16 protein-coding genes and 1 tRNA gene are annotated in these 22,115 nt (G+C 70.3%); 4 read left to right on the forward strand and 13 right to left on the reverse strand.

Annotated elements, in window-relative coordinates; genetic code table 11:
* Positions 1-616 precede the first annotated feature (616 nt).
* From EL340_RS06910 to argS, 3 genes are read right to left on the reverse strand one after another with little or no spacing between them, the layout of a single operon-like run.
* Complete coding sequence (locus EL340_RS06910) at positions 617-1,897, reverse strand: hypothetical protein (protein WP_126413993.1); 1,281 nt, start codon at positions 1,895-1,897, stop codon at positions 617-619.
* A 20-nt stretch (positions 1,898-1,917) separates the two neighbouring features.
* Complete coding sequence (gene lysA / locus EL340_RS06915) at positions 1,918-3,378, reverse strand: diaminopimelate decarboxylase (protein WP_126413994.1); 1,461 nt, start codon at positions 3,376-3,378, stop codon at positions 1,918-1,920.
* Positions 3,379-3,382: 4 nt separating this feature from the next.
* The gene (gene argS / locus EL340_RS06920; RefSeq protein WP_126413995.1) at positions 3,383-5,068 is read right to left on the reverse strand and encodes an arginine--tRNA ligase; all 1,686 of its coding nucleotides are present in this window, start codon (positions 5,066-5,068) and stop codon (positions 3,383-3,385) included.
* Between the two features lie 132 nt (positions 5,069-5,200).
* Here argS and EL340_RS06925 point away from each other — a divergent pair.
* Positions 5,201-5,276, forward strand: a tRNA-Arg gene (locus tag EL340_RS06925).
* Positions 5,277-5,965: 689 nt separating this feature from the next.
* Here EL340_RS06925 and EL340_RS06930 read toward each other — a convergent pair.
* From EL340_RS06930 to EL340_RS14915, 6 genes are all read right to left on the reverse strand, one after another.
* Complete coding sequence (locus EL340_RS06930; RefSeq protein ID WP_126413996.1) at positions 5,966-7,522, reverse strand: IS1634 family transposase; 1,557 nt, start codon at positions 7,520-7,522, stop codon at positions 5,966-5,968.
* Positions 7,523-7,952: 430 nt separating this feature from the next.
* Positions 7,953-8,708, reverse strand: coding sequence for a glycerophosphodiester phosphodiesterase family protein (locus EL340_RS06935; protein WP_126413997.1), 756 nt, complete (start codon positions 8,706-8,708; stop codon positions 7,953-7,955).
* A 12-nt stretch (positions 8,709-8,720) separates the two neighbouring features.
* Complete coding sequence (locus EL340_RS06940; RefSeq protein WP_126413998.1) at positions 8,721-11,099, reverse strand: M23 family metallopeptidase; 2,379 nt, start codon at positions 11,097-11,099, stop codon at positions 8,721-8,723.
* A gap of 345 nt (positions 11,100-11,444) precedes the next feature.
* Positions 11,445-12,533, reverse strand: coding sequence for a hemolysin family protein (locus EL340_RS06945; RefSeq protein WP_126413999.1), 1,089 nt, complete (start codon positions 12,531-12,533; stop codon positions 11,445-11,447).
* Positions 12,530-13,867 carry a hemolysin family protein gene (locus EL340_RS06950; RefSeq protein WP_126414000.1) on the reverse strand — a complete coding sequence of 446 codons (1,338 nt, stop codon included), beginning with the start codon at positions 13,865-13,867 and terminating at the stop codon, positions 12,530-12,532. The genes EL340_RS06945 and EL340_RS06950 overlap by 4 nt, the downstream gene beginning before the upstream one ends.
* A complete protein-coding gene (locus EL340_RS14915) occupies positions 13,864-14,034 on the reverse strand; it encodes a hypothetical protein (protein ID WP_164719355.1) in 171 nt (56 codons plus the stop codon). Before EL340_RS14915 ends, EL340_RS06950 begins: the two co-directional genes overlap by 4 nt.
* A gap of 225 nt (positions 14,035-14,259) precedes the next feature.
* Here EL340_RS14915 and EL340_RS06955 point away from each other — a divergent pair, with 225 nt between their 5' ends.
* Together EL340_RS06955 and EL340_RS06960 are read left to right on the forward strand one after the other, a co-directional pair.
* On the forward strand, positions 14,260-18,099 hold the full coding sequence (locus EL340_RS06955) for a multifunctional oxoglutarate decarboxylase/oxoglutarate dehydrogenase thiamine pyrophosphate-binding subunit/dihydrolipoyllysine-residue succinyltransferase subunit (RefSeq protein WP_126414001.1): 3,840 nt from the start codon (positions 14,260-14,262) through the stop codon (positions 18,097-18,099).
* Positions 18,100-18,220: 121 nt separating this feature from the next.
* Entirely contained in the window at positions 18,221-18,814 is a 594-nt protein-coding gene (locus EL340_RS06960) for a GDSL-type esterase/lipase family protein (RefSeq protein WP_003785741.1), read from the forward strand.
* A gap of 19 nt (positions 18,815-18,833) precedes the next feature.
* Here the strand turns inward: EL340_RS06960 and EL340_RS06965 are convergent, their stop codons facing one another.
* The 4 genes from EL340_RS06965 to EL340_RS06975 form a co-directional block, all read right to left on the reverse strand.
* A complete protein-coding gene (locus tag EL340_RS06965) occupies positions 18,834-19,565 on the reverse strand; it encodes a YczE/YyaS/YitT family protein (protein WP_126414002.1) in 732 nt (243 codons plus the stop codon).
* Positions 19,566-19,894: 329 nt separating this feature from the next.
* Positions 19,895-19,969: a 50S ribosomal protein bL37 gene (locus EL340_RS15930; RefSeq protein WP_370538935.1), complete on the reverse strand. Its 75-nt coding sequence runs from the start codon at positions 19,967-19,969 to the stop codon at positions 19,895-19,897.
* Positions 19,970-20,151: 182 nt separating this feature from the next.
* A complete protein-coding gene (rsrA, locus tag EL340_RS06970; protein ID WP_126414003.1) occupies positions 20,152-20,589 on the reverse strand; it encodes a mycothiol system anti-sigma-R factor in 438 nt (145 codons plus the stop codon).
* On the reverse strand, positions 20,586-21,254 hold the full coding sequence (locus EL340_RS06975; protein WP_126415362.1) for a sigma-70 family RNA polymerase sigma factor: 669 nt from the start codon (positions 21,252-21,254) through the stop codon (positions 20,586-20,588). Before EL340_RS06975 ends, rsrA begins: the two co-directional genes overlap by 4 nt.
* Before the next feature lie 350 nt (positions 21,255-21,604).
* Here EL340_RS06975 and EL340_RS06980 point away from each other — a divergent pair, with 350 nt between their 5' ends.
* Positions 21,605-22,105 carry a DoxX family protein gene (locus EL340_RS06980; protein ID WP_126414004.1) on the forward strand — a complete coding sequence of 167 codons (501 nt, stop codon included), beginning with the start codon at positions 21,605-21,607 and terminating at the stop codon, positions 22,103-22,105.
* Positions 22,106-22,115 lie beyond the last annotated feature (10 nt).

Below are 22,115 nucleotides of genomic sequence, written 5' to 3' on the forward strand. Positions count from 1 at the left end.
CAGCAGACGCCGGGCCCGGTCCGTCTCCCGGATGGTGATGGCGAGTTCGGGTGTCCGCCGATCCGAAGGAACAGTAATACTCCAGGTAGAGCGATGCCGAGAACCATCGTTTGCTCCCACGGAGCTAGAACTGTCGTCCTCTTCGCGGCGCTGCGGCCGGTCCACCAGTTCCCTGGAACTGGAACCGATGACGCAGGTCAAGGACCGGATGGACCACAGGTCTGCGGCCTCGTGGGAGGCGTCACCGAGCAAGGCGAACGGCCCGCAGACGATGACGCATCCGCTCCCGGGACGAGCCAGGCGTATCCGCATCTCGTTGAGTGCGTACAAGACGCTACGACGTACCTCGTCATCCCACAGATCCAGGAAGAGAACACCGGGAACGGGGAGGTGGCGGCTCAGCCATGAGGTCAGAAGCCACTCCGGTTCAGACCAGGGCTCATGAGCCCGTTGGCACCACAGTGCGGCACGTTCCTTCATGTCCTGAGTCTGGGCACGAGTCTGTGTCGCAATCATCACGACGGTGGGCTCATTCCTCGTCCACTCCAAGTGGCGGCGCAGATCGGACCAGGCATGGTCGACGCTCACCGTCGAGGGGGCAGTCGGGACGCGCATGCTAGCCCTCGTCGAGAAGGCTCTCCAGCAGGGGGTGCACCCCGAACCAGTCGACCGTTCCGTTGCGATAACACAACACGTACCCGAGTGCCTGGAGAGTCCAAGCCTCCGAGGTCAGTTCCCGAGGCACGATGAGCTGGTGAGTCTCCTTCACTTGGCGAAGAATCGTCCACTGCTCCTGAGTCAACCCGGCGACGGCCTGAGAACGCTGCTGGCGCTCGACCTGGTCGACGTCCTCGGGGCTCACGGGAAGCGGGCCGTTCTTGAGCAGGAGGCTCGAGACCAGCCGGAACAGCTCACGGAACAGGCCACCTGAGGCTCGGATCACCCGGTCCACCTCCGCCCCCAGGAGCCGTTCCACGTCACCGTCCGGGGCACGCTGGGCCAGCACCTGACGCAGCAGGTCGATGCCCTCCTGGCAGTTCTCGCCACTGCGCTCCCGCACCTTGACATTGAGAACCGGCCAGATCTCACCACCCCACCCGGTGGGTTTGACGTACACCGGCACCGTATAGACCACGTGCATCCCGGGCAGTGCCAGCTCCGAGGCGTAGAGGGAGAACATCGACTCCACGGAGTCACGGACCTCGTCGAAGGTGGATGACCGCCCCCGATAGTGCTCAATGGAGTCGACGATGAAGACCGGCGTCTTGTTTGCAGGGAGGCTACTCACGAGATCGCTGAAGAAGGCATGCATCTCCTCCTTGAACGTCTTGCGGTTGGACTCCAGGGCCTTCTTGACCTGCGCCCGGAAACTCTCGTCGTCGCGAAGCGTCGCCCTCAGGTCAAGAGAGGCCGGTCCCCCGTTGACGGAGGCGCTGACCTCGGCATCAATGTTGAGGCGCTGGAAGAAGGTCTGAACCCGACGGTACAGCTTCTGCTTGAGTCCGTCGATCGCCTCGCAGTTGTCAACGAAACCGGCCGCGAGGCCAATGAGAAAGGTTCCCACTTCCAGTGGAAGCTCGGTGTTGAAGTAATCCTCGATGTCGAAGTAGACGGGGACGTAGACGTTACGATCGAGCTCCTGGCATAGCCGCAGGAGCTCGGTGGTCTTTCCAGCGCCGCGATAGCCTGAGAGCAGTTGGACCGAACCACCGGCGGTGAAGTCGATCGCGGTGGCGATCTCCGCAACCAGGTCCGGTCCGGCCGGACCGTCGGGCTGGTCGTAGATCGGGACATAGTAGCGCTCGAACTCCTCTTCCTCGCTGAGGAGCCGAGCACCTTGATAGACGTTCAGCGCTCTGTAGAAGGCTCTGCGGTAGTCCCGGTCACTGTCACCCATGCCCGGAGTCTATACGGGCCTCAGCCCTCCAGACGCAGCAGGTCCTCGATGGTCTCAGGACGCAGGATCCAGCCGGACTCGCCCTCGCGGACCCAGCGCACGCCGGGGCGGGTGAAGAGGTTGTAGCTGGAGGCCATGGATCGCCCGTAGGCGCCGGTGGCGGGCACGGCCAGCACGTCGCCGACGGCGAGGTCAGCGGGCAGGTCCACGTCCCGGACGACGACGTCGCCGGACTCGCAGTGCTTGCCCACCACCCGGCTGCGCACCAGTCCGGCCTGCGGGTCGGGGCGGCGGTTGGCGACCAGGGCCGTGTAGGCGGCCTCGTAGAGGGCGGGGCGGATGTTGTCGCTCATGCCGCCGTCAATGCTGACGTAGAGGCGCGAGGTCCCCTCCCCCAGCTCGACGCGCTTGAGACCGGTGACGGTGTACAGCGTGACCGTCGTCGGGCCGGCGACCGCGCGGCCGGGCTCGATCGAGACGGTGGGGACCTCGTCTCCGAGGCGCTCGCAGGTCTCACGCACGGCCTCGGCGAGGGTGCGGGCGACCTGCGCCGGTGAGGGCGCTACGGGGTCGGCGCCGGTGTAGGCGATGCCGTAGCCGCCGCCCAGGTCGACCTCCGGGCACAGGTGTCCGGTGTCGACGGCGACCTCGTGGCGCAGGCCGAGCACCACGCCGACGGCCTCCCGAAAGCCGGCCAGGTCCAGGATCTGGGAGCCGATGTGGGAGTGCAGCCCGTGCAGCTCGAGCTCGGGGGCGGCGATGATCGCGTCGATGGCCTGACGGGCGGTCCCGGCGTGGACGGAGAGGCCGAACTTCTGGTCCTCGTGGGCGGTGGAGATGTACTCGTGCCCGCCGGCGTGGATACCGGTGGTCAGGCGCACCATGACCTTGCCGGTCTCCTCGGGCCCGTAGACGCCACTGGCACGCAGGTCACGCACGGCACGGACGGCAAGCTCGATCTCCTCGAGGGAGTCGAGGACAACGTGGCCCAGGTGATGGGTGAGGGCGACGGCGATCTCCGCCTGCGTCTTGCCGTTGCCGTGCAGGCCCACACGGGTGGCGGCCATAGTGGCCTCCACCCCGTCCACCTCCTGCAGGGCGGCGAGGGACACCGCGAGCTCGCCGCGGCTGGCCGCGTCGATGCCCATGCCCTCCTCCAGGACCCACCGGGCGACCGTGGTGGTGAGGAAGGCCTTGCCGGCGTAGAAGGCCTCACCGCCGCGCAGTCCGTACCCGGACCAGAACTCCTCGGCCACGGCGGCGCTCCAGGCGGCGGCGCGGCCGCGCAGGTCAGCCTCGTCCAGGACGAAGACGGGGCTGGGGGCGTCGGTGAGGATCTCGGAGACACTCAGCCCGCCCAGGGCGAGCTCGCCGTCGGGTGTACGCCGTGCGGTCGTTGGCCACAGGTCGGGGCGGTCCTCGGGCTCGGGGCAGGCCAGGGCCCCAAGTGGCGGCTCACCGGCGGGAATCTGGTTCGTCATGGTGTCACATCCTCTCAGGTGCGGAGACGCCCAGCAGGCCGAGTCCGTTGGCCAGGACCTGCCCGACGGCGTCGTTGAGCCACAGGCGGGCTACGTGGCCGGCGTTGACGGCGTCGTCCCCACGGGGGGTGACGCGGGTGGCGCCGTACCAGGTGTGGTAGGCGGCGGCCAGCTGCTCGAGGTAGCGGGCCACGCGGTGCTGCTCGCGCAGGGAGGCGGCCTGAGCCACGGTGGCGGGGAACTGGGCCAGGACCCCCAGCAGGGCGGCGTCGGCCGGGTCGTCCAGGGCCGAAGGCTCGAAGGGGGCCTCATTCGGGTCGCGGCTCACACCGTGCTCGGCAGCGTTACGGGCCACGTTGCGGGTGCGGGCGTGGGCGTACTGGACGTAGTAGACGGGGTTGTCGGAGGTGGAGGAGGCCAGCAGGTCCAGGTCGATGTCGATCATGGAGTCCATGGAGGAGCGGGCCAGGGCGTAGCGGGCGGCGTCCACGCCGACGGCGTCGACCAGGTCCTCCAGGGTGACGATGGTGCCGGCTCGCTTGGACATGCGCACCGGGACGCCGTTGCGCACGAGGTTGACGAGCTGGCCGATGAGGATCTGCATGTTGGTGCCAGGGGTGTCCCCGAAGGCCGCGCACATGGCCATCATCCGGCCGATGTAGCCGTGGTGGTCGGCGCCCAGCAGGTAGATGGCGCAGTCGGCGCCGCGCTCGCGCTTGTCCAGGTAGTAGGCGAGGTCGGCGGCGAAGTAGGCGGCGTTACCGTCGGACTTGATGAGGACACGGTCCTTGTCGTCGCCGAAGTCGGTGGTGCGCAGCCAGGTGGCGCCGTCGCGCTCCTCGATGACGCCCCGCTCGCGCAGGCGGGCGATGGCGCGCTCGACGGCGCCGGAGGTGTGCAGGGAGTCCTCGTGGAAGAAGACGTCGAAGTCGGAGCGGAAGGCATGGAGCTCGGCCTTGACGGCGGCGAACATGAGGTCGACGCCGCGGGCCCGGAAGACCTCGGCGGCCTCGCCGTCGGGCAGGGTGGCCGGGTCGGGGCGGCCGGCGGCCAGCTCGTCGGCGGTCACCTGCTGGGCGATCTCGCCGATGTAGGCGCCGCCGTAGCCGTCCTCGGGGGTCTCCTGGCCGCGTGCGGAGGCCAGCAGGGAGCGGGCGAAGCGGTCGATCTGGGTGCCGTGGTCGTTGAAGTAGTACTCGCGGGTGACGGTGGCGCCGCAGGCGGCCAGGATCCGGGCCAGGGAGTCGCCGACGGCGGCCCAGCGGGCGCCGCCCAGGTGCACCGGGCCGGTGGGGTTGGCCGAGACGTACTCGAGGTTGATGTGCTGGCCGCTCAGGGAGTCGTTGCGACCGTAGGCCTCGCCGGCCTCGACGATGGAGCGGGCGAGCTCACCGGCGCTGGCGGCGTCCAGACGGATGTTGAGGAAGCCGGGGCCGGCGACCTCCACGGAGGCGACGCCGTCGAGGGCCTCAAGGCGGGGAACGAGGAGATCCGCCAGATCGCGCGGCTTGGTGCCCGCCTTCTTGGCCAGCTGCATGGCGACGTTGGTGGACCAGTCGCCGTGGTCGCGGTTGCGGGGGCGCTCAACGCGAGGGTCGGGGATCTCGGCGGCGGGCAGGGCGAGGGAGCCCTCGGCGGAGGCCTCCTCCAGGACGGTGCGGATGGCTGCGGCAAGCTCTTCTGGAGTCACGCGCGTCAGCGTACCGTCATCGGCCGGGCCGGATCGCGAGGGAGGCCGGCGACCGCGGGGCTTCGTGGGACATGTCGCAGTCGTCCGTCAGTTTCGCTCCTGGGGCGGGACGCTGGTACAGTCACGCCTCGGGCCCCGGTAGCTCAGTGGATAGAGCGTCTGCCTCCGGAGCAGAAGGTCGCAGGTTCGAATCCTGTCCGGGGCACCACCCCCGAGCCCCCGTCGCCACCCGCGGCGGGGGTTTCCTCGACCTTGCGAGGCAGCAGAGAGGCGGGGTCAACGCCGAGGAACTCGGCCGTGAGAATCAGGTCCTCGACGCTCCACCCTGTGGTGCCCTGAAGCTTGCGGCTGACCGCAGGGCCGGTCATTCCAAGGTGACTGGCGAGGCTGCGGCGAGTCTTGTGAAGCAGGAACAGCCCCTGGTTCACGGCGGCGCCGACGGCCTCGTGGACGGTCAATGAATCGGTGTCCTGAACTGATGCAATGGTCATACGACAAGTGTAGTTCGTGACGAGAAGTTACATCTGGATCTTGACATACCCCCTCGCCCCATGTCGTTCGTATGGCACAATGAAGGGGAGTCGAGCACCACTCATGCCCGACTCCCCAGACTCTTCTGGGATGTTGACATCAACGTCTAAGGACGCTGATCAGAGCCGCAAGGGCCCAGATCAACGGCGGAACAGTTTCCAAGGCCGTCCGCCAGATCTGGGCTCTTTGCCTGCCCGTCATCCCCTTACGCGCCACCGCTCGACGACGTCGGCGCTTCCGGTTCTTCGACATGCCCAGAGGTCACCTCCTCTCGGTGCACTCCCCGGCAGAGCGTCTTCTGCATTGACCCGGGGTTACGCCGTGGAGGCATCACAATCATGACAGGAGACAGTGACCTGAGTTGGCTCATTTAGTGTCGTGGTGGATGTTGTTGAGGGCTTGGATGAGGTCGGGTGGGAGTGGGGCGGCGGCTGTGAGGGTGTGTCCGGTGATGTTGATGGTGATGGTGCGGTAGCGGCGGGCGGTGGTGATCAGGCGTCTGGTGGTGATCAGGCGTCTGATGGACCAGCCGGTGGTGTTCTCCAGCCATCGGGCCATGGCCAGGGCGGCGGTGACGATGGTCAGGTGGGCCTCGATGGACTGGCGCAGGTGGTGGTAGATGGGGCGTGCTCTCAGGTCGGACTTGGACATGCGGAAGGACTTCTCGATGTTGTACAGGCGGTGGTAGGCACCGATGACCGTCTCGGGGTCGGGGTTGGGCAGGTTGGTGACGTATCCCTTCCACCCGGCCAGGGTCCGGGCCCGTGTCTCCAGGTCGCGGTTGATGCTCCTGGTGGCGCCGGACAGGTGCACGAAGCGGTTGCGTTTGACGGGGATCTTTCCTGCGACGGCTTTCTCGGCCTTGGCGACCTGGGTGTCGATCCCGTGTAGCGTGCGTCGGGCCCTGTCGGCGCTGTAGCGGTAGCAGATGGTCTCGTCACGGCGCTGGTCGCTGGCTCCGGCGGGCCAGGGCTGGGTCAGGGTCAGCCCGTCGGGGACGTCCTGGTCGGGGTGGCTGTCGTGCCAGGAGCTGATCACGTGGGGGACGCGTGAGGTGCGTGAGCCCAGCACGTAAGACAGGCCGGCTGCCTCCAGGGCCTGCTTGTTGGCGGCGCCGATCATCCCGGCGTCGGCGACGACCACCACGTCGTCGAGGTTGTAGGCGTTCATGAAGTCGTTGATCGTCGGGATCATGGTGGCGGTCTCGGCCTTGTTGCCCTCAAAGGCCTCGGCCCGTAGAGGGAACCCGGTCTCGTCGGTGAGCAGCCCTACCGTGATCTGCGGCTCCAGGCGTCTTTCCTTCGAGAAGCCCGGCTCGCGGAAACCGTCGGCCTTGTCGGTCTCGAAGTACAGGGTCGTCACGTCGAACAGGACCAGCGAGGCCCGGTCGATGCGGGCGCGTCCGGCCAGCAGGCGCGACAGGCCCCGGGTGAACTCCTCAGCGGCGTAGCGGGGCAGATGACGCTTGACCGTGGCGTAGGACACCGGCGTCAGACCTGCCTCGGCCAGGACCCGCAGGGAGTCCTGCTTGCTGGTCGGCTCGATCAGCCTGGCGGTAACGAGCTGGCGGAAGACCTCGTCAGCACCACCGAGCCCGTCCAGGCCCACTGCCTTCCAAGCCGCTTCCAGCGTCTCCAGGAGCACTCCCATCCGGTTGGAGGTGATCGGCGCTACGCGCCCGGCCCCAGCCAGCGCCTGCGGTCCCTTTCCCCCGACGTCCGCACCGTTCAGGCCCGGCAGGTCAAGGCCGAGCTGGCCAGCGTTGAGACGCTGCCTGGCGACCTCCTTAAGCGCCGCCAGCTCAGCATCGTCATGGGCTGAGCCGATGTGCTCGATGCTGCGGGCTCCTTTGCGGGAGGAGTACACGATCTGCACCGCACGGGCCCCCGACGCCGTCCTGACCGCGCGAACGTACGGACTCATACCCCCACGTTAGTGCGCACCCCCACCCACGCAACCCGCACAATCCCAACCACAACCACACCCCCAGCGACCCAACCACCCCGCAATGAGCCAAGTCAGGTCACAATCATGACAGGAGACAGTGACATTTCTGCGCCCTGATCCAGTGAGAGGTCATATCCGTGGGTGGACACGAAAGTGCACCGTGTTCCGCTGACGCCCATCCGTACTGCACGAGGACGGGGTGCTACTGGGGGAGGTCCGGGTGCACTCCACGAGGACCGGAGTCCCGTGCAGTGCGGTCAGCTCCCGGCCATTGCAACCCCGACCTCGTGCAGTAGGTGCCCGGCTCGGCCTGCGACGCCGTCGGCCGTCACTGGACGGGACTGGGTGGGACGAACGGCGGGTGCCGGGAGCCGACGCGGCTCAGCCCAGGGCCTGGAGGGCGAGGTCAGCCCAAAGTCTGGAGGGCGAGGGTGGGGACGTCGGTCATGATGGCGTCGACGTTGAGGTCGGCCAGCCGGCGCATCTGGGCCGGCTCGTCCACCGTCCACACGTGGACCTCCAGGTCGGCGGTGTGCGCGGAGGCGACGAAGCGCCGGGTGATCACCGGGACGCCGTGGTAGCTCTCGGGGACCTGGACGGCGTCGGCCCTCCCCCGGGTCCAGCCCCAGCGGGTCTGCGGCAGCGGGACGGCCGCCTCGCTGCGCAGCATGAGCCCGAGCACGTCGCTGACGCCCAGGGAGGTCATGGCCCGGGGCTCCTGACGACGCAGCACGGCCAGCCGCCGGGCGGAGAAGGAGGCGAAGCGAACCCGTTCGAGGGCCTCGGCGTCGCGCACCGTCTGCAGGGCGGCCTGGACGACGCTGGAGTCCTTGAGGTCGACGTTGAACCTCATCGTCGGGTGGGCGCGCAAGGCGTCGTCGAGTCTGACGAAACCGCGCCCGTCGCCGGAGTCGAGGTCGGCCAGCTCGGCCCACATCACCTCGCGAACGGTGCGGGGGTCGTTCGCGGTCCGGCGCAGGTCCTCGTCGTGGCTGAGGACGACGATGCCGTCGGCGGTCAGCCGCAGGTCGGTCTCCATCCACTCCAGCCCGAGCGCGGCCACGTGCTCGACGGCGCTCCAGGTGTTCTCAGGAACCTCGCGCCCGCCGCCGCGGTGGGCGATGACGGCAGGACGGCGGGTTCGTGACGCGGCAGGCGGCACAGTGGGTCTCCCTCAGCTGCAGTTGGTGGTGAGCTCGACGGCGCCGTGCTGCTTGAGCCAGCCCCACGGCTCCACCGTGGACTCGTCGGCGGTGTCGTCCTTGGTGCGCACCTCGAAGTGCAGGTGCGAACCGGAGGTCCGGCCGGTGTTGCCCACGCCGGCGATCATCTGGCCGGCCGTGACGGTGTCGCCGGCTTTGACGTAGATGCCGTCCTCATACATGTGGAGATAGCTGGTGTACCAGACCTGGCCGTCGATCTCGTGCTTGATGGTGACGGTTCCGGTGCCATCCACCATGCCCGCGGTGGTGACGGTGCCGGCCGCGGCCGCGTAGATGGGCGTTCCCACGGGAGCAGCCATGTCCTGGCCGGCGTGAAGCTTCTGGATGCCGAGGGTGGGGTGGGTGCGGTAGCCGTACTCGGAGGAGATCGTGTAGGTGTCCGGGAGCATCGGGTAGAACAGCTGCGGCTTGGAGCTGAAGGCGCTCGTGTCGCCGGAGGCGCCGGTCGCCGAGGAGCAGGTCTTGGCGGCGTTCTGGTAGGCCTCGCGGATCCTGGCTCGGGTGGCGGCGTCGGGGACGTTGGACAGCTGGGTGTCGGAGTCCTCATCCAGGTCATCGCTGCCGAGCACGGCGCTGGCCACGGACGACGGCCTGGTCCCGGCGGCGGCCTGGCTCGGCGCGGCGGCTCCGGCGTGCATCTTCATCGCGGCCGAGGCCAGCGGAGTGTTGTCGAGATGGTTGGCCAGCGGGGCGAGGACCGTGGCCATGGCCAGGGCCGACAGCACGGCGGTGCGTCCCAGGATCCCGGATCCGGTGCGGCGCCGGGCGGGGCGCACGGGAGCCGGCCCGGTTGAGGAGTCGCGGTGAGTCTCCGGCTTGGAGGCCGCGGACACCCTGGCCGACGGCGTCGCCGCGGCAGCCTCGTCCGAGGCCCCGGCCTCCTCGGCCTCCATCGGCCTCCTCGCCGACGCGGTCCTTTGAGCCTTCTGAGCCTTCTGGTCGGCCTTGGCGGCGCGGATGGCCGCCTCGTCGGCGAGGGGCACCCCGGCCTTGCGGGCCGCCATGAGCCTACGGACCTCGGGGACCTCAACGGTCTCGGCGCCGCGGAAGTCCGTGATCCGCCGCGAGAAGCGGATCTCATGGGGAACGTCGGGAGCCGACGACGCCATGGGGGCGGCCTCGACACTCACCTCGGGTCCGGACTGCGGCGTCGGGGTGGAGATGCTCGCCGGAGCACTGGAGGCACTGGGAGCACTGTGATGGGTGGTGGAGGCGACGACGGGCTTGACCGAGACGCCGGCGGGCGTCGCCGCGGAGGCGCGCCTCCTGCGGCGGCTCTCCGGCCGGGTGGCGGCACCAGGTGCCGCAGCGGTACCCGGCCCGGTGGGGGCTGCGTGGCTGTGGGACTGCGCCGTGCTGGGCGAGGCGGGGGCTGCGCCGCTGGCGGCCCACCACGGAGTGCTGCCGACGGGCTGACCGGCTGCCGGCTCACGGCTGGAGGTGGACTCGGCCGGGGAGGCCGCCACCAGCGGCGACAGGGCCGAGGGCGCCGATGGTGTCGGTGAGACGGCGGGCTGCCCGGCGGCCTGGGAACGACGTCGGCTGCGACGGCTCTCCGGCTGGGCCTCAGGCTGAGGAGACTGGGGCGCCTGCGGGCTCGCGACGGCGGGGTTCTCCCGCGTCTGCCGAGTGTCCTCGGAGACGTGGGCGGCCCGCAGGTCCTTGCGGGAGCGCCGAGCGGGACGCGTCTCCTCGCGCACCTGCGGGCTGGCGGAGAAGACGGAGGGTGCCGCCGGGGAGGGCTGAACGGTGCTCGAGGCCGCATGCGGCGCAGCGGCCATCACATTCGGCACAGCGTTCGATACAGGGCCCGCCGCAGGCACGGAAGGAGTGGCGGGCTCGGTCGCAGCATGTGCGCGAGGGCCCGGATCCGCGTGCTGGACGGGCTGCTGGACGGCGCCCTGTCGCCGACGGGCCATGCGGCTCATCGGGGCGACCTGCTGCTGGTCACCCCTCCCGGCCTGATCGGCGGGTGCCGGTCGCGCCGGTCCTGCGGCCGCGTGCGCCCCTGATCGCGCGGGCGGGGCCGCAGCCGAAGGGGCCGCCTGGGTCACGGGCCGCTGCGGGTGGTTCTGCTTCTGAGGGGCCACCGGAACGTCCGGGAGGGCGGAGGGGCTCGGCGCGGTGACGGCGCTGGGGGCGCCGGTCTGGGAGCGGTGAGAGTGGAGGTCACGACGCGAGCGGCGAGTTGGGCCGGCGACGTGAGTGGTGTGCGTCGTCGACGTTGACGGCTCGCCGGCTCCAGCCTCCACCTCGGCGAGCTGGCGAGCGACTTCGGCAGCACGTTCCGCCTCGCGACGCTGGCGTCGACTCATGGGCTGCGGGGTCACGCGGGAAGCCTCCAGGTGGCTGGTGTCATAGGGGAAGTCGTCGGCACCGGAGACCCGGTGGTTGACGACGTGTCTGGCTGCCGGGGCGACAGTCTCAGGTTGTGCTCGGTTAAAACAGTAGCGGTCCGCTGTGGGTCTTGCCAGGAGAACCAGCACACCTTTGTGTGACCTGTACTTCTCAGACAAGTCGAAAGGTTATTCCTATCATGTCGATGCAGAGGCGGAAACACGTGTCATACGAACGAATCCACCCCGGATCGCCGGGTTCCGCCGGCGGGCCGACCACCGGCGACCAACACGGCCCGCGTTGTGGCTATCCACTGGGCGCCGCCGTGAGATCACGATTTAATCACGGCGCTGGTGCTCCTCGCGCTGCATGGCGTCGTTGACCTCGCCGACGAGCTCTTCGAGGATGTCCTCCAGGAAGAGGACGCCGACGAACCGGCCCTGGGCGTTGCGCACGTGCCCGAGGTGGGCCCCCGAGCGCTGCATGGCGGCCAGCGCCTCCTCGACCTCGTCGTCGTAGCCCACGGGCACGAGTGCGCGGGCCCGCCAGGCGGGGACCGGCTCACTGCGGTCGGCGCCGTCGGCGTAGAGGATGTCCTTGAGGTGCAGGTAGCCGGTGATGACGGGCTCCCTCTCGTCTCCTCCATCAGCGTCAGCCCCCGACTCGGCGACGAGGGGGAAGCGGGAGAAGCCGGTGGAGGCCACGGCCCGCTCCACCTCCTCCGGGGTGCAGCCCTTGGGGAGGGTGACGAGCTCACTCAGGGGCACCATGACGCTGCCGGCGGTCTCCTCGGAGAACTCCAGGGCGCCGCTGAGCAGGCCGGTGGAGTCCTCCAGGACCCCCTCGGCGGTGGAACGCTCGACGATGGAGGCGACCTCCTCGGCGTTGAAGGCCGCGGAGATCTCCTCCTTGGCCTCGATGCCCAGCAGCTTGAGGACCCCGTTGGCGAAGCCGTTGAGCCCGTTGACGACCGGACTGAAGACGCGCGAGCACCACACCAGGGGCGGGGCGAGCCAGCGCACGGCCTTCTCCGGGGAGGCGATCGAGATGTTCTTGGGCACCATCTCCCCGGCGACGACGTGCAGGCCCACGACGATGACCAGGGCGATGACGACGGCGACGGCGTGGGAGCCGGCGTGCCCGACGCCGACAGCGGCCAGCAGCGGCTCGAGGGCGTGGGCGATGGCGGGCTCGGCGACGACGCCCAGGCCGGTGGAGCACAGGGTGACGCCGAGCTGGGCGGTGGCCAGCATGCGCGAGACGTTCTGCAGGGCCCACAGGGCGGTGGTGGCGCGGGCGTCGCCGGCCTCGGCCAGCGGCTCGAGCTGGCTGCGGCGCGAGGAGGTGACGGCGAACTCGGCGCCGACGAAGAAGGCGTTGCCGGCCAGGAGGATGACGGTGACCAGGAGGGCCAGGGGCGTGCTCATCGGCGCTTCCCCTCCTGGGCGCCCGGGGCCGCGTCGGTGTCGGTGGGGCGCACGTGGAGGCGGGTGACGCGGCGCCCGTCCATGGCGTCGACGCTCAGGGAGGCGTGGGGCAGCTCGACGACGTCGCCGACGGCGGGGATGCGGCCGAGCTCGGTCATGACCAGGCCGCCGAGGGTCTCGTAGGGGCCGTCGTCGGGCACCTGGATGCCGGCGCGGGTGGCGAGCTCGTCGGGGCGCATCCACCCGGGAACGACCCAGTGGCCCGAGGGGTCGAGGTGGGCGCCGGCGCGGCGGCGGTCGTGCTCGTCGGCGACGTCCCCGACGACCTCCTCGACGGCGTCCTCAAGGGTGACCACGCCGGCGGTGCCGCCGTACTCGTCGACGACGATCGCCATCTGGGAGCCCTGGGCGCGCAGCTCGACCAGCAGGTCGGCCAGCGGCATGGTCTCAGGCACGCGGGGCGCGGGCGTCATGAGGGAGGTGGAGGCCACGGGCACGTCGGCGCGCCGCTCGTAGGGGACGCCGATGGCGCGGCGCAGGTGGACGATGCCCATGACGTCGTCGACGTCGCGGCCGATGACGGGGAAGCGGGAGTGGCCGGTGGCGCGGGCCAGGCGCACGACGTCGTCGGCGCAGTCGTCGGCCTCAAGAGTATGGAGGCGGCCGCGGTCGGTCATGACGTCGACGGCGGTGAGCTCGCCCAGGCCGATGGAGCGGGTGAGCAGGGTGGCGGTGGAGGCGTCGAGGGTGCCCTCCTCGGCGCTGTGGCGCACGAGGGAGGCGAGCTCACCGGCGCTGCGGGCACCGCTGAGCTCTTCGGCGGGCTCGATGCCCATGGCGTGCAGGACGGCGTTGGCGGCGTTGTTGAGCACGACGATGAGGGGCTTGAGCAGGGTGGTGAAGCCCATGAGGAAGGGGGCCACGAAGCCGGCGGCGCGCATGGGGTCGGCCAGCGTGGCGTTCTTGGGGATGAGCTCGCCCATGACCATGGAGAAGGCGTTGACGACGATGAGCGCGATGACGACCGCGGCGCCGGTGGCCACGGAGGCGGCCAGCCAGCGGCTCATGAGGTCGGTGAGCAGGTTCGCCAGGGCGGCCTGCATCGTGTAGCCCAGGAGCACGGTGGTCAGGGTGATGCCCACCTGGGCGCCGGACAGGAGGGTGGACAGGCGCCCCAGTGCGCGCCGCACGGTGCCGGCGCGCTTGTCCCCGGCGGCGGCGCGGGTCTCGACGGTGGAGGGGTCGAGGGCCACCAGGGAGAACTCACCGGCCACGAACAGGGCGGTTCCCACGGTGAGGACCACGCCGACGGCGATCATGAGCCAGTCGGTCATGCGAGCCCCTCCCCCAGGCGGGGCGCGGCGCAGGAGCCGGAGGCGGGCCGGTCAGTGCGCCCAGTGTGCTCGGTGGACGAGTCGGGGTGGGGGTGGTCAGAGGCGGGCGAGGAGGCGCGGCGCGTGCGGACGCGGCGCCTGCGGGCCCGGCGGGAAGCCGATCGCATAGTGACCGAACGGTACCACCGCAGCGCTCCTTCAGGACGGTCACGAGCCGCGCCGCGAGCGGCGTCACGGTCGGGACACGCATGTGTCCTTAGTCCCGCATTTGCTCGCCTGAGACGCTCTTCACCTCCTAGGATGTCCTACGAACACCGCCGTTCCTCCCCGGGTCCCACCCATGGCCCCACCGCCGGGACGGCAGACTGACGAGTTCACCGAGGAGACCCGACGTGCCCACGGACCAGACCAGCCCAGGCTTCGGCGCCAACGAGTGGATGGTGGAGGAGATGCGGGTCGCCTGGTCGGCGGACCCCTCCTCCGTGAGCCCCCAGTGGCGTGAGCTCTTCGAGACCGACCCGAGCGCCGGCCTGCGCCGGCCGAGCTCCACGGCCTCGAACGGTGACGGCAACGGTTTCGCGTCCTCGGCCCCCGGGGAGCCCCGCCGGGCCACGATCACGCCCCAGGCCCCGGTCCCCCAGCGCCGCTCCTCCGCGATCCAGGACGTCACCCGCTCGGACCTGCCCCCGGCCCCGCCGTCGGACACCGCTCCCCCGACCTCCCCCTACGCCCAGCGCCTGGCCGCCCACCACGTCCACGATCTGGAGGGCGAGGCCTGCAACGACGGCGCCACCCGGCTCAAGGGCGCGGCCGCCCGCACCGCCAGGAACATGGACGACTCCCTGTCCATGCCCACGGCCACCTCCGCGCGCGCCGTCCCCGCCAAGGTCCTCATCGAGAACCGCGCCATCATCAACAGCCACCTGGCCCACACGCGCGGCGGCAAGGTCTCCTTCACCCACCTCATCGGCTGGGCGGTGGTGGAGTCCCTGTCCGAGATGCCCTCGATGAACGTCTCCTACGGCGTCGACGAGGCCGGCAAGCCGGTCCTGCGCGAGCCCGCCCACGTGGCCTTCGGCCTGGCCATCGACGTTCCCGGCCCCGACGGGCAGCGCCGCCTGCTGGTGCCCTCCATCAAGCAGGCCGACCTCATGGACCTGTCGCGATTCGTCGAGGCCTACGAGGCGCTCGTCGCCAAGGCCCGCGAGAACAGGCTGGACCTCGACGACTTCCGCGGCACCACCGTGACCCTGACCAACCCCGGCATGATCGGTACCCTGCACTCGGTGCCCCGTCTCATGCCCGGTCAGGGGCTCATCGTGGGGGTCGGGAGCATGGACTACCCGGCGGCCTTCGCCGGCGCCAGCCCCGACACCCTGGCCCGCCAGGGCATCGGCAAGGTCGTCACCCTGACCTCCACCTACGACCACCGCGTCATCCAGGGCGCCGCCTCGGGCGAGTTCCTGCGCCTGGTGGAGCGCAAGCTCCTGGGCCTGGACGGCTTCTGGAACCGGGCCTTCGAGTCCCTGCGCATCCCCCACGAGCCGGTCGAGTGGGCCCGCGACACCACCTACGACCCTGAGCTGGAGACCGGCAAGCCGGCGCGCGTGGCCGAGCTCATCCACGCCTTCCGACAGCGCGGCCACCTGGCCGCCGACACCGACCCGCTCACCTACCGCCTGCGCCGCCACCCCGACCTGGACATCACCTCCTACGGGCTGAGCCTGTGGGACCTGGACCGCTCCTTCCCCACCCGGGGCCTGGGCGGGCGCGACCGCGCCACCCTGCGCGAGATCCTCAAGATGCTGCGCGACGCCTACTGCCGCACGGTGGGCGTGGAGTACATGCACATCCAGGACCCGGCCCAGCGCACCTGGTGGCAGGAGCGCCTGGAGCGCGAGTGGGAGGACGTCGGCGACGAGGAGCGCCGTCGGATCCTCACCAAGCTGGAGCAGGCCGAGGCCTTCGAGACCTTCCTGCAGACCAAGTACGTGGGCCAGAAGCGCTTCAGCCTCGAGGGCGGGGAGTCCCTCATCGTGGCCCTGGACCGCCTGCTCGACGCCGCCGCCCACGACGGCCTCGACGAGGTCGTCATCGGCATGGCCCACCGCGGCCGGCTCAACGTGCTCACCAACATCGCCGGCAAGTCCTACGGGCAGGTCTTCGACGAGTTCGAGGGCAACGGCGTCATCGAGGGCGCCGGCACCGGGGACGTCAAGTACCACCTGGGCACCGAGGGCGTCTTCTCCGGGACCGACGGCGTGTCCACCCGCGTGTCGCTGGCCGCCAACCCCTCCCACCTGGAGACGGTCGACGGCGTCGTCGAGGGGATCGTGCGCGCCAAGCAGGACCGCATCGGCCTGGGCGAGCGGGGCTACACGGTCATGCCGGTCCTCGTCCACGGCGACGCGGCCTTCGCCGGGCAGGGCGTGGTCTACGAGACCCTCAACATGAGCCAGCTGCCCGCCTACCGCACCGGCGGCACCGTCCACATCATCGTCAACAACCAGATCGGCTTCACCACCGGCTCGGCCTCGGCCCGCTCCACCACCTACGCCACCGACCTGGCCAAGGGCCTGCAGGTGCCGATCTTCCACGTCAACGCCGACGACCCCGAGACGGTGGCCCGCACGGCCCGCCACGCCTACGACTACCGGCGCACCTTCCACAAGGACGTCATCATCGACCTCATCTGCTACCGGCGCCGCGGACACAACGAGGGCGACGACCCCTCGATGACCCAGCCGCTCATGTACCGGCTCATCGACTCCCTGGACTCCACCCGCGGGGTGTACACCGCCGCCCTCGTGGGGCGCGGCGACATCACCCCGGAGGAGGCCCACGAGATCGCCGAGAGCTACCAGGGCGAGCTGGAGCGGATCTTCACCGAGGCCCGTGTCCAGGTCGACGGCGGGAAGGACGCCGACGGCGCGACCGCGTCAGGAACCGACGCCTCCACCCAGGACCTGTCCGACCCCACGAAAGTGGGCGTGCCCCGCTCCTCCCTGGAGGTCCCCTCCTCCCAGCTGGCGGGCAGCGGCATGATGATCGGCTGGACCTCGGCGGTGGCCCGCGACGTCGTCGAGCGCATCGGGGACGCCCAGGTCGCCTGGCCCGAGTCCTTCACCGTCCACCCCAAGCTCCAGGCCATGCTCGCCAAGCGCCGCGAGGCCACTCGCGCCGGCGGCATCGACTGGGGCCTGGGCGAGCTCATCGCCCTGGGGAGCCTGCTCATGGAGGGAGTGCCGATCCGCGTGGCCGGTGAGGACGCGCGCCGCGCCACCTTCGCCCAGCGCCACGCCGTCCTGCACGACCACGCCTCCGGCCAGGAGTGGACGCCGCTGAGCTTCCTCACCCCGGACCAGGCGCCCCTGGAGATCTACGACTCGCTGCTCAGCGAGTACGCCGCCCTGGCCTTCGAGTACGGCTACTCGGTGGAGCGGCCCGAAGGGCTGACGGTGTGGGAGGCCCAGTTCGGCGACTTCGCCAACGGCGCCCAGTCCGTCATCGACGAGTACGTCACCTCCGCCGCCCAGAAGTGGGGGCAGCGCTCCGGCCTGGTCATGCTCCTGCCCCACGGCCAGGAGGGTCAGGGCCCCGACCACTCCTCGGCCCGTATCGAGCGCTACCTGCAGATGTGCGCGCAGGACAACATGCTGGTCGCCCAGCCCTCCACGCCCGCCAGCTACTTCCACCTGCTGCGCGAGCACGCCTACAGCCGCCCGCGCCGCCCGCTCATCGTCTTCACCCCCAAGCAGCTGCTGCGCCTCAAGGCCGCCTGCTCGCCGGTGGAGGACTTCACCTCCGGCACCTTCCAGCCGGTCATCGGCGAGGTCGACGACGCCGTCCTGGCGGCTGCGGCCGGTCAGGGCGTGGACCGGGTGCTGCTGTGCTCGGGGCGCGTCTACTACGACCTGCTGGCCCACCGCACCAGGACCGGGGACACGAGGACCGCCATCGTCCGCCTCGAGCAGCTCTACCCGCTGGAGACCGAGGCCATCGCCGAGGCGCTGGCGCCCTTCGGCGGGGCCGAGCTCGTGTGGGTGCAGGACGAGCCGGCCAACCAGGGCATGTGGCCCTACCTGGCGCTGCACCTGCCGACCGACCTGACCGGAGGCGTGCTGCCCACGCTGGTCTCGCGCCCCGAGGCCGCCGCCCCGGCCGTGGGAACCGCCGGCGTCCACCGCGCCCAGCAGGAGGAGATCGTCCACCAGGCCTTCGCCCGAGACTGAGAGCATGCTGGTCATACCCGGCCAACCCCGCCGAAATGCCGTCAGCCTCCCGCGCCACAGCGCGAGGTCACGATAATGTCAAGGCAGCATGAGGAATCATGAGGCATGAGGAGGCGCTGCCATGCGTGAGACGAGGCTGAGCTTCATCGGCGACGAGCTGGTGGCCGGTCATGGTGACGGACGCGCCCTGGGATGGACGGGCCGGGTCATGGCCCGCACGCCCCGGGACGCCGACATCCTGTGGACCTCACTGGCGGTTCCCGGGGAGACGACCGCGCAAATGTCCGACCGCTGGGGACCCGAGGTGGCCCGCCGCTCCACGCACACCGGGATCAACCGGCTCGTGGTGGGGCTGGGGGTGGCCGACGTGCTCGCCGGCATCTCCTACGCCCGCTCCCGCCTGGCCCTGGCCAACATCCTCGACACCGCCGCCTCCGACCACCGCGAGTGCTTCGTCGTCGGGCCCCCGCCCCTGCCCGAGGCCGATCCCGACGCCACCGCCCAGCTGTCCCAGGCCGCCGAGGAGGTGTGCCTGCGCCGCAACGTGCCCTACGTGGACGCCTTCGAGCCGCTGCGCAACCACGAGCAGTGGACGGCCGACGTCGCCGCCGCCGGCGGCACGCACCCGGGCCAGGCCGGCTACGGGCTGCTGGCCTGGCTGGTGCTGCACCGGGGCTGGTACGAGTGGCTCGGCGTCGAGCGCCCCGAGTCCTGAGAGGCTGCCGGGGCGCCGGTCAGGCCGGGGCCGGTGACGCCTGCGAGGCGGACGCGGAGGCGGCGAAGATGTCGCCGGAGATCCCCACGAGGCGGTTGGAGACGTGCTTGTTGAAGAAGCCGACGATGGGGCCGATGAAGAAGCCCATGATGACCGTCCCCAGGGCGATGATGCCCAGCGAGAGGTCGAACCTGATGAGCAGGAGGGCCAGGAGGATCGTGATGATGTCCTGGACCACCCGGTAGGCGCGGTAGCTGTAGCGGGGGAAGTGGCGCCTCAGGGAGGGGGCGATCCCGTCGTAGGGGCACTGTCCCAGGTCGCAGGTGATGTACATGGACACCCCCAGGCAGAACAGCGGCAGACCGATGGCCAGGTGGAGGAGCATGCTGCCGAAGGAGTACTCGATGTGGAAGAAGCTGCGGTAGATCGGGCGGATGTAGTCCACCAGGACGCCCACGATCGTAAAGTTGATGACCGTCCCCAGTCCGAAGATGGACCGGTCGAAGGGGAAGACGAGGATCAGCATGATGATGTTGACGATCGGGACGATCGCGGCGAAGGAGATCCCCGAGACGTGGGAGACGCCCTGGAGGAAGGCCGTGAAGGGGTCGACGCCGCTCTTGCCCTCCAGGCAGATCGCGATCCCGACGGCCGTGATCACCTCCCCCAGGAAGCACACGAGGATGCGCCGCAGGAGAGAGTTGTCGGAGAGTGTCCACTGGTCTTTCGCTGTCAGATTCCTGAGGTTCATGTCACACCGCCATCGTTGAGGAGGAGGAATCAAGGCCATGCCAACGGAATCAGTCGTGGAGCGCGGGTGGATAACGATCGGCGTTCCCACACCACGAACCACCACTGTGTTCCGCGGCTCACACGTCAGCCTCTCACGGCGGTCAAGGCCGTAGGACCCAGAATGCGACACCGAGTCAGCACCTGAGCAGGGCGTTTCCGGGTCGGCGCCGATCCGCTTCCAGGACGGTTCGGGAACGGCTCCGGGAACGACGTCGGCCGGTCACCGTGGTGGTGACCGGCCGACGTCTTATCGCGTCTGGGGGTGCCGCGCTCGGTGCGCTACCCGGCTCAGGCGTTGGGACGCTTGCCGTGGTTGGCGCTGGACTTCGCACGTGCACGACGCTTACGACCGCGCTTGCTCATAACTGCCTCCTCGTGTCTGGACTTGCCCCACGAGGGGGCACGGAACGCCGCTGATTGTCGCACACGGCGACTTGACCCGGCCAGTCTCGCGCCGCCGACCAGCCGGTGAAGGCGACCACACGCCACTGCGGACGGAGGTCGGGCACCGGGGCGGAACCGGCCCCGTTCGAGACGAGGCGCCCTCAGTCGCCCTCGACGTGAACGGTCCGAGAGGACTCGACCCGGGACTCCACGATGCGCACGACCCGCCCGGAGGCAGTCGTCCGCGTCTGGGTCGTCGTCGACGTCGTCGTCACGCTCACCGCGGTGGCGCGCAGGGTCGACAGGCGCCCCAGGACCCGGGCGCGCAGCTCGGGAGGGGCCTGCTCGGCGCAGCGCGAGCGCAGGATCTCGCGCAGGTGGGTCTCGGCGTCGGCGATACGCGAGCAGTACGGGCAGGTGGCGACGTGCTGGGCGAGCCGCTCGGTGAGGTCGGCGGTGCACTCGCGGTCGAGGAAGGCCTCCAGGTGGGCACGGGCCTCGGCGCAGGAGCAGTCCGGGACCCCGGCTGCGACCTCGTTGGTCCCGGCAGCCTCAGCACTCGTCTCGTTGCCGGCCGCCGGCTCCATACGGTCTCTCATTTCTCCTCCTCCCCGTAGCCGTACTCGCGGGCGTAGTCGGCCAGCAGCTCGCGCAGCTGGCGGCGCCCCCGGTGCAGCCGTGACATGACGGTCCCGATCGGCGTGTCCATGATCTCGGCGATCTCCTTGTAGGAGAAGCCCTCCACGTCCGCCAGGTAGACGGCCAGGCGCCGGTCCTCGGTGAGCTGACCCAGGGCCTCCTTGATGTCGGAGTCCGGCAGGGCGTCCAGGGCGAGGTTCTCGGCGCTGGGCAGCCCCACCGAGTCGTGGGAGGCGGCCCGGTGCAGCTGCCAGTCCTCGACGGCGTCGGCGTCGGACTGGAGCGGCTCACGCTGCTTCTTGCGGTAGGAGTTGATGAAGGTGTTGGTCAGGATCCGGTAGAGCCAGGCCTTGAGGTTGGTGCCGGGCCGGTACTGGTGGAAGGAGCCGAAGGCCTTGGCGTAGGCGTCCTGGACCAGGTCCTCGGCGTCGGCCCGGTTGCGGGTCATGCGCAGGGCGGCACCGTAGAGCTGGTCCAGGTAGGGCAGGGCCTCGGCCTCGAAGCGGGCCGCCCGGGCCGCCTCGTCCTCGTCAGCGGGGGCCCGGTCCAGGCCGTCCGCGCCGTCGTCGGGATCGATCACCTCATCCAGGGCGATCTCGTCTGTGTGGTCGTCGATGTCCGTCATCGTCCACGAGCCTAGCCCGAGGCGGGCCTCCCAGCCGTCATCAGCGCCAAGGGGCCTGGTCAATGTGGCGGGTCGGCCCGGGAATCCGGCATCGGGCCGGGTCGGCCCGTGTGAGGCGTGCCCGCCGGGCCCGCCCAGCCGGTCGTGCCGGCGCCGCGGGCCGCTCGTTGGTGCGCTGCGACGTCGGGCGGTGCGGCTCGACGTCGACGCGGTCGGCTGCTGAGTGCTCATGTCCTGACCAACAGGACGGTGACCCGGTTTCATTCCCCGTCCGCGCTCAGCGAGGCGCGCGCCACGTTCGAGCGGCGATACTGCTGGCCCGAGCCGCCCCGGTGCGTCAGGATGGGGACATGAACATTCTGCGCTCCTTCGCCCGCCCGATGCTCGCTGCGCCCTTCATCGTCGATGGGCTCGACGCCCTCGTGCGCCCGTCGCGCCACGTGGAGAAGTTCGAGAAGGTCGCCCCCACCCTGGAGCGCGCCGGCCTGCCGCCGGTGCTCACCTCCGACGCCCGCATGCTCACCCGCGCCTCGGGCGCCGTGAGCCTCGTGGCCGGCCTGGGGCTGGCCGCCGGCCGGGCGCCCCGCACGAACGCCACCGTCCTGGCGGCCCTCAACGTTCCGCTCACGGTCGTCAACAACCCCGTGTGGGCGGTCAAGGGGACCCAGGCCCGCAAGGAGGCCCTGTCCGGTCTGCTGCGCGGAGCCGCCGTGGGCGCCGGCCTGGTCCTGGCCGCCGTCGACCGTCAGGGCAGGCCCTCCCTGGCCTGGCGGATGCGCAACTCCCGTCTGCAGCGTGAGGCGATTGAGGCCGCCCAGGAGGCGGTCCGCCAGCGCTACGCGACCGCCTGAGCCGTCCGCG

It is taken from the genome of Actinomyces viscosus (assembly GCF_900637975.1).
Lineage (GTDB): Bacteria > Actinomycetota > Actinomycetes > Actinomycetales > Actinomycetaceae > Actinomyces > Actinomyces viscosus.

Coding starts and splice junctions, on each gene's coding strand:
- EL340_RS06910 (WP_126413993.1), bottom strand. CDS start 1,897: ATGGGTGACAGTGACCGGGACTACCGCAGAGCCTTCTACAGAGCGCTG.
- lysA (WP_126413994.1), bottom strand. CDS start 3,378: ATGACGAACCAGATTCCCGCCGGTGAGCCGCCACTTGGGGCCCTGGCC.
- EL340_RS06930 (WP_126413996.1), bottom strand. CDS start 7,522: ATGAGTCCGTACGTTCGCGCGGTCAGGACGGCGTCGGGGGCCCGTGCG.
- EL340_RS06945 (WP_126413999.1), bottom strand. CDS start 12,533: ATGAGCACGCCCCTGGCCCTCCTGGTCACCGTCATCCTCCTGGCCGGC.
- EL340_RS06950 (WP_126414000.1), bottom strand. CDS start 13,867: ATGACCGACTGGCTCATGATCGCCGTCGGCGTGGTCCTCACCGTGGGA.
- EL340_RS14915 (WP_164719355.1), bottom strand. CDS start 14,034: ATGCGATCGGCTTCCCGCCGGGCCCGCAGGCGCCGCGTCCGCACGCGC.
- EL340_RS06960 (WP_003785741.1), top strand. CDS start 18,221: ATGCGTGAGACGAGGCTGAGCTTCATCGGCGACGAGCTGGTGGCCGGT.
- EL340_RS06965 (WP_126414002.1), bottom strand. CDS start 19,565: ATGAACCTCAGGAATCTGACAGCGAAAGACCAGTGGACACTCTCCGAC.
- rsrA (WP_126414003.1), bottom strand. CDS start 20,589: ATGAGAGACCGTATGGAGCCGGCGGCCGGCAACGAGACGAGTGCTGAG.
- EL340_RS06975 (WP_126415362.1), bottom strand. CDS start 21,254: ATGACGGACATCGACGACCACACAGACGAGATCGCCCTGGATGAGGTG.
- EL340_RS06980 (WP_126414004.1), top strand. CDS start 21,605: ATGAACATTCTGCGCTCCTTCGCCCGCCCGATGCTCGCTGCGCCCTTC.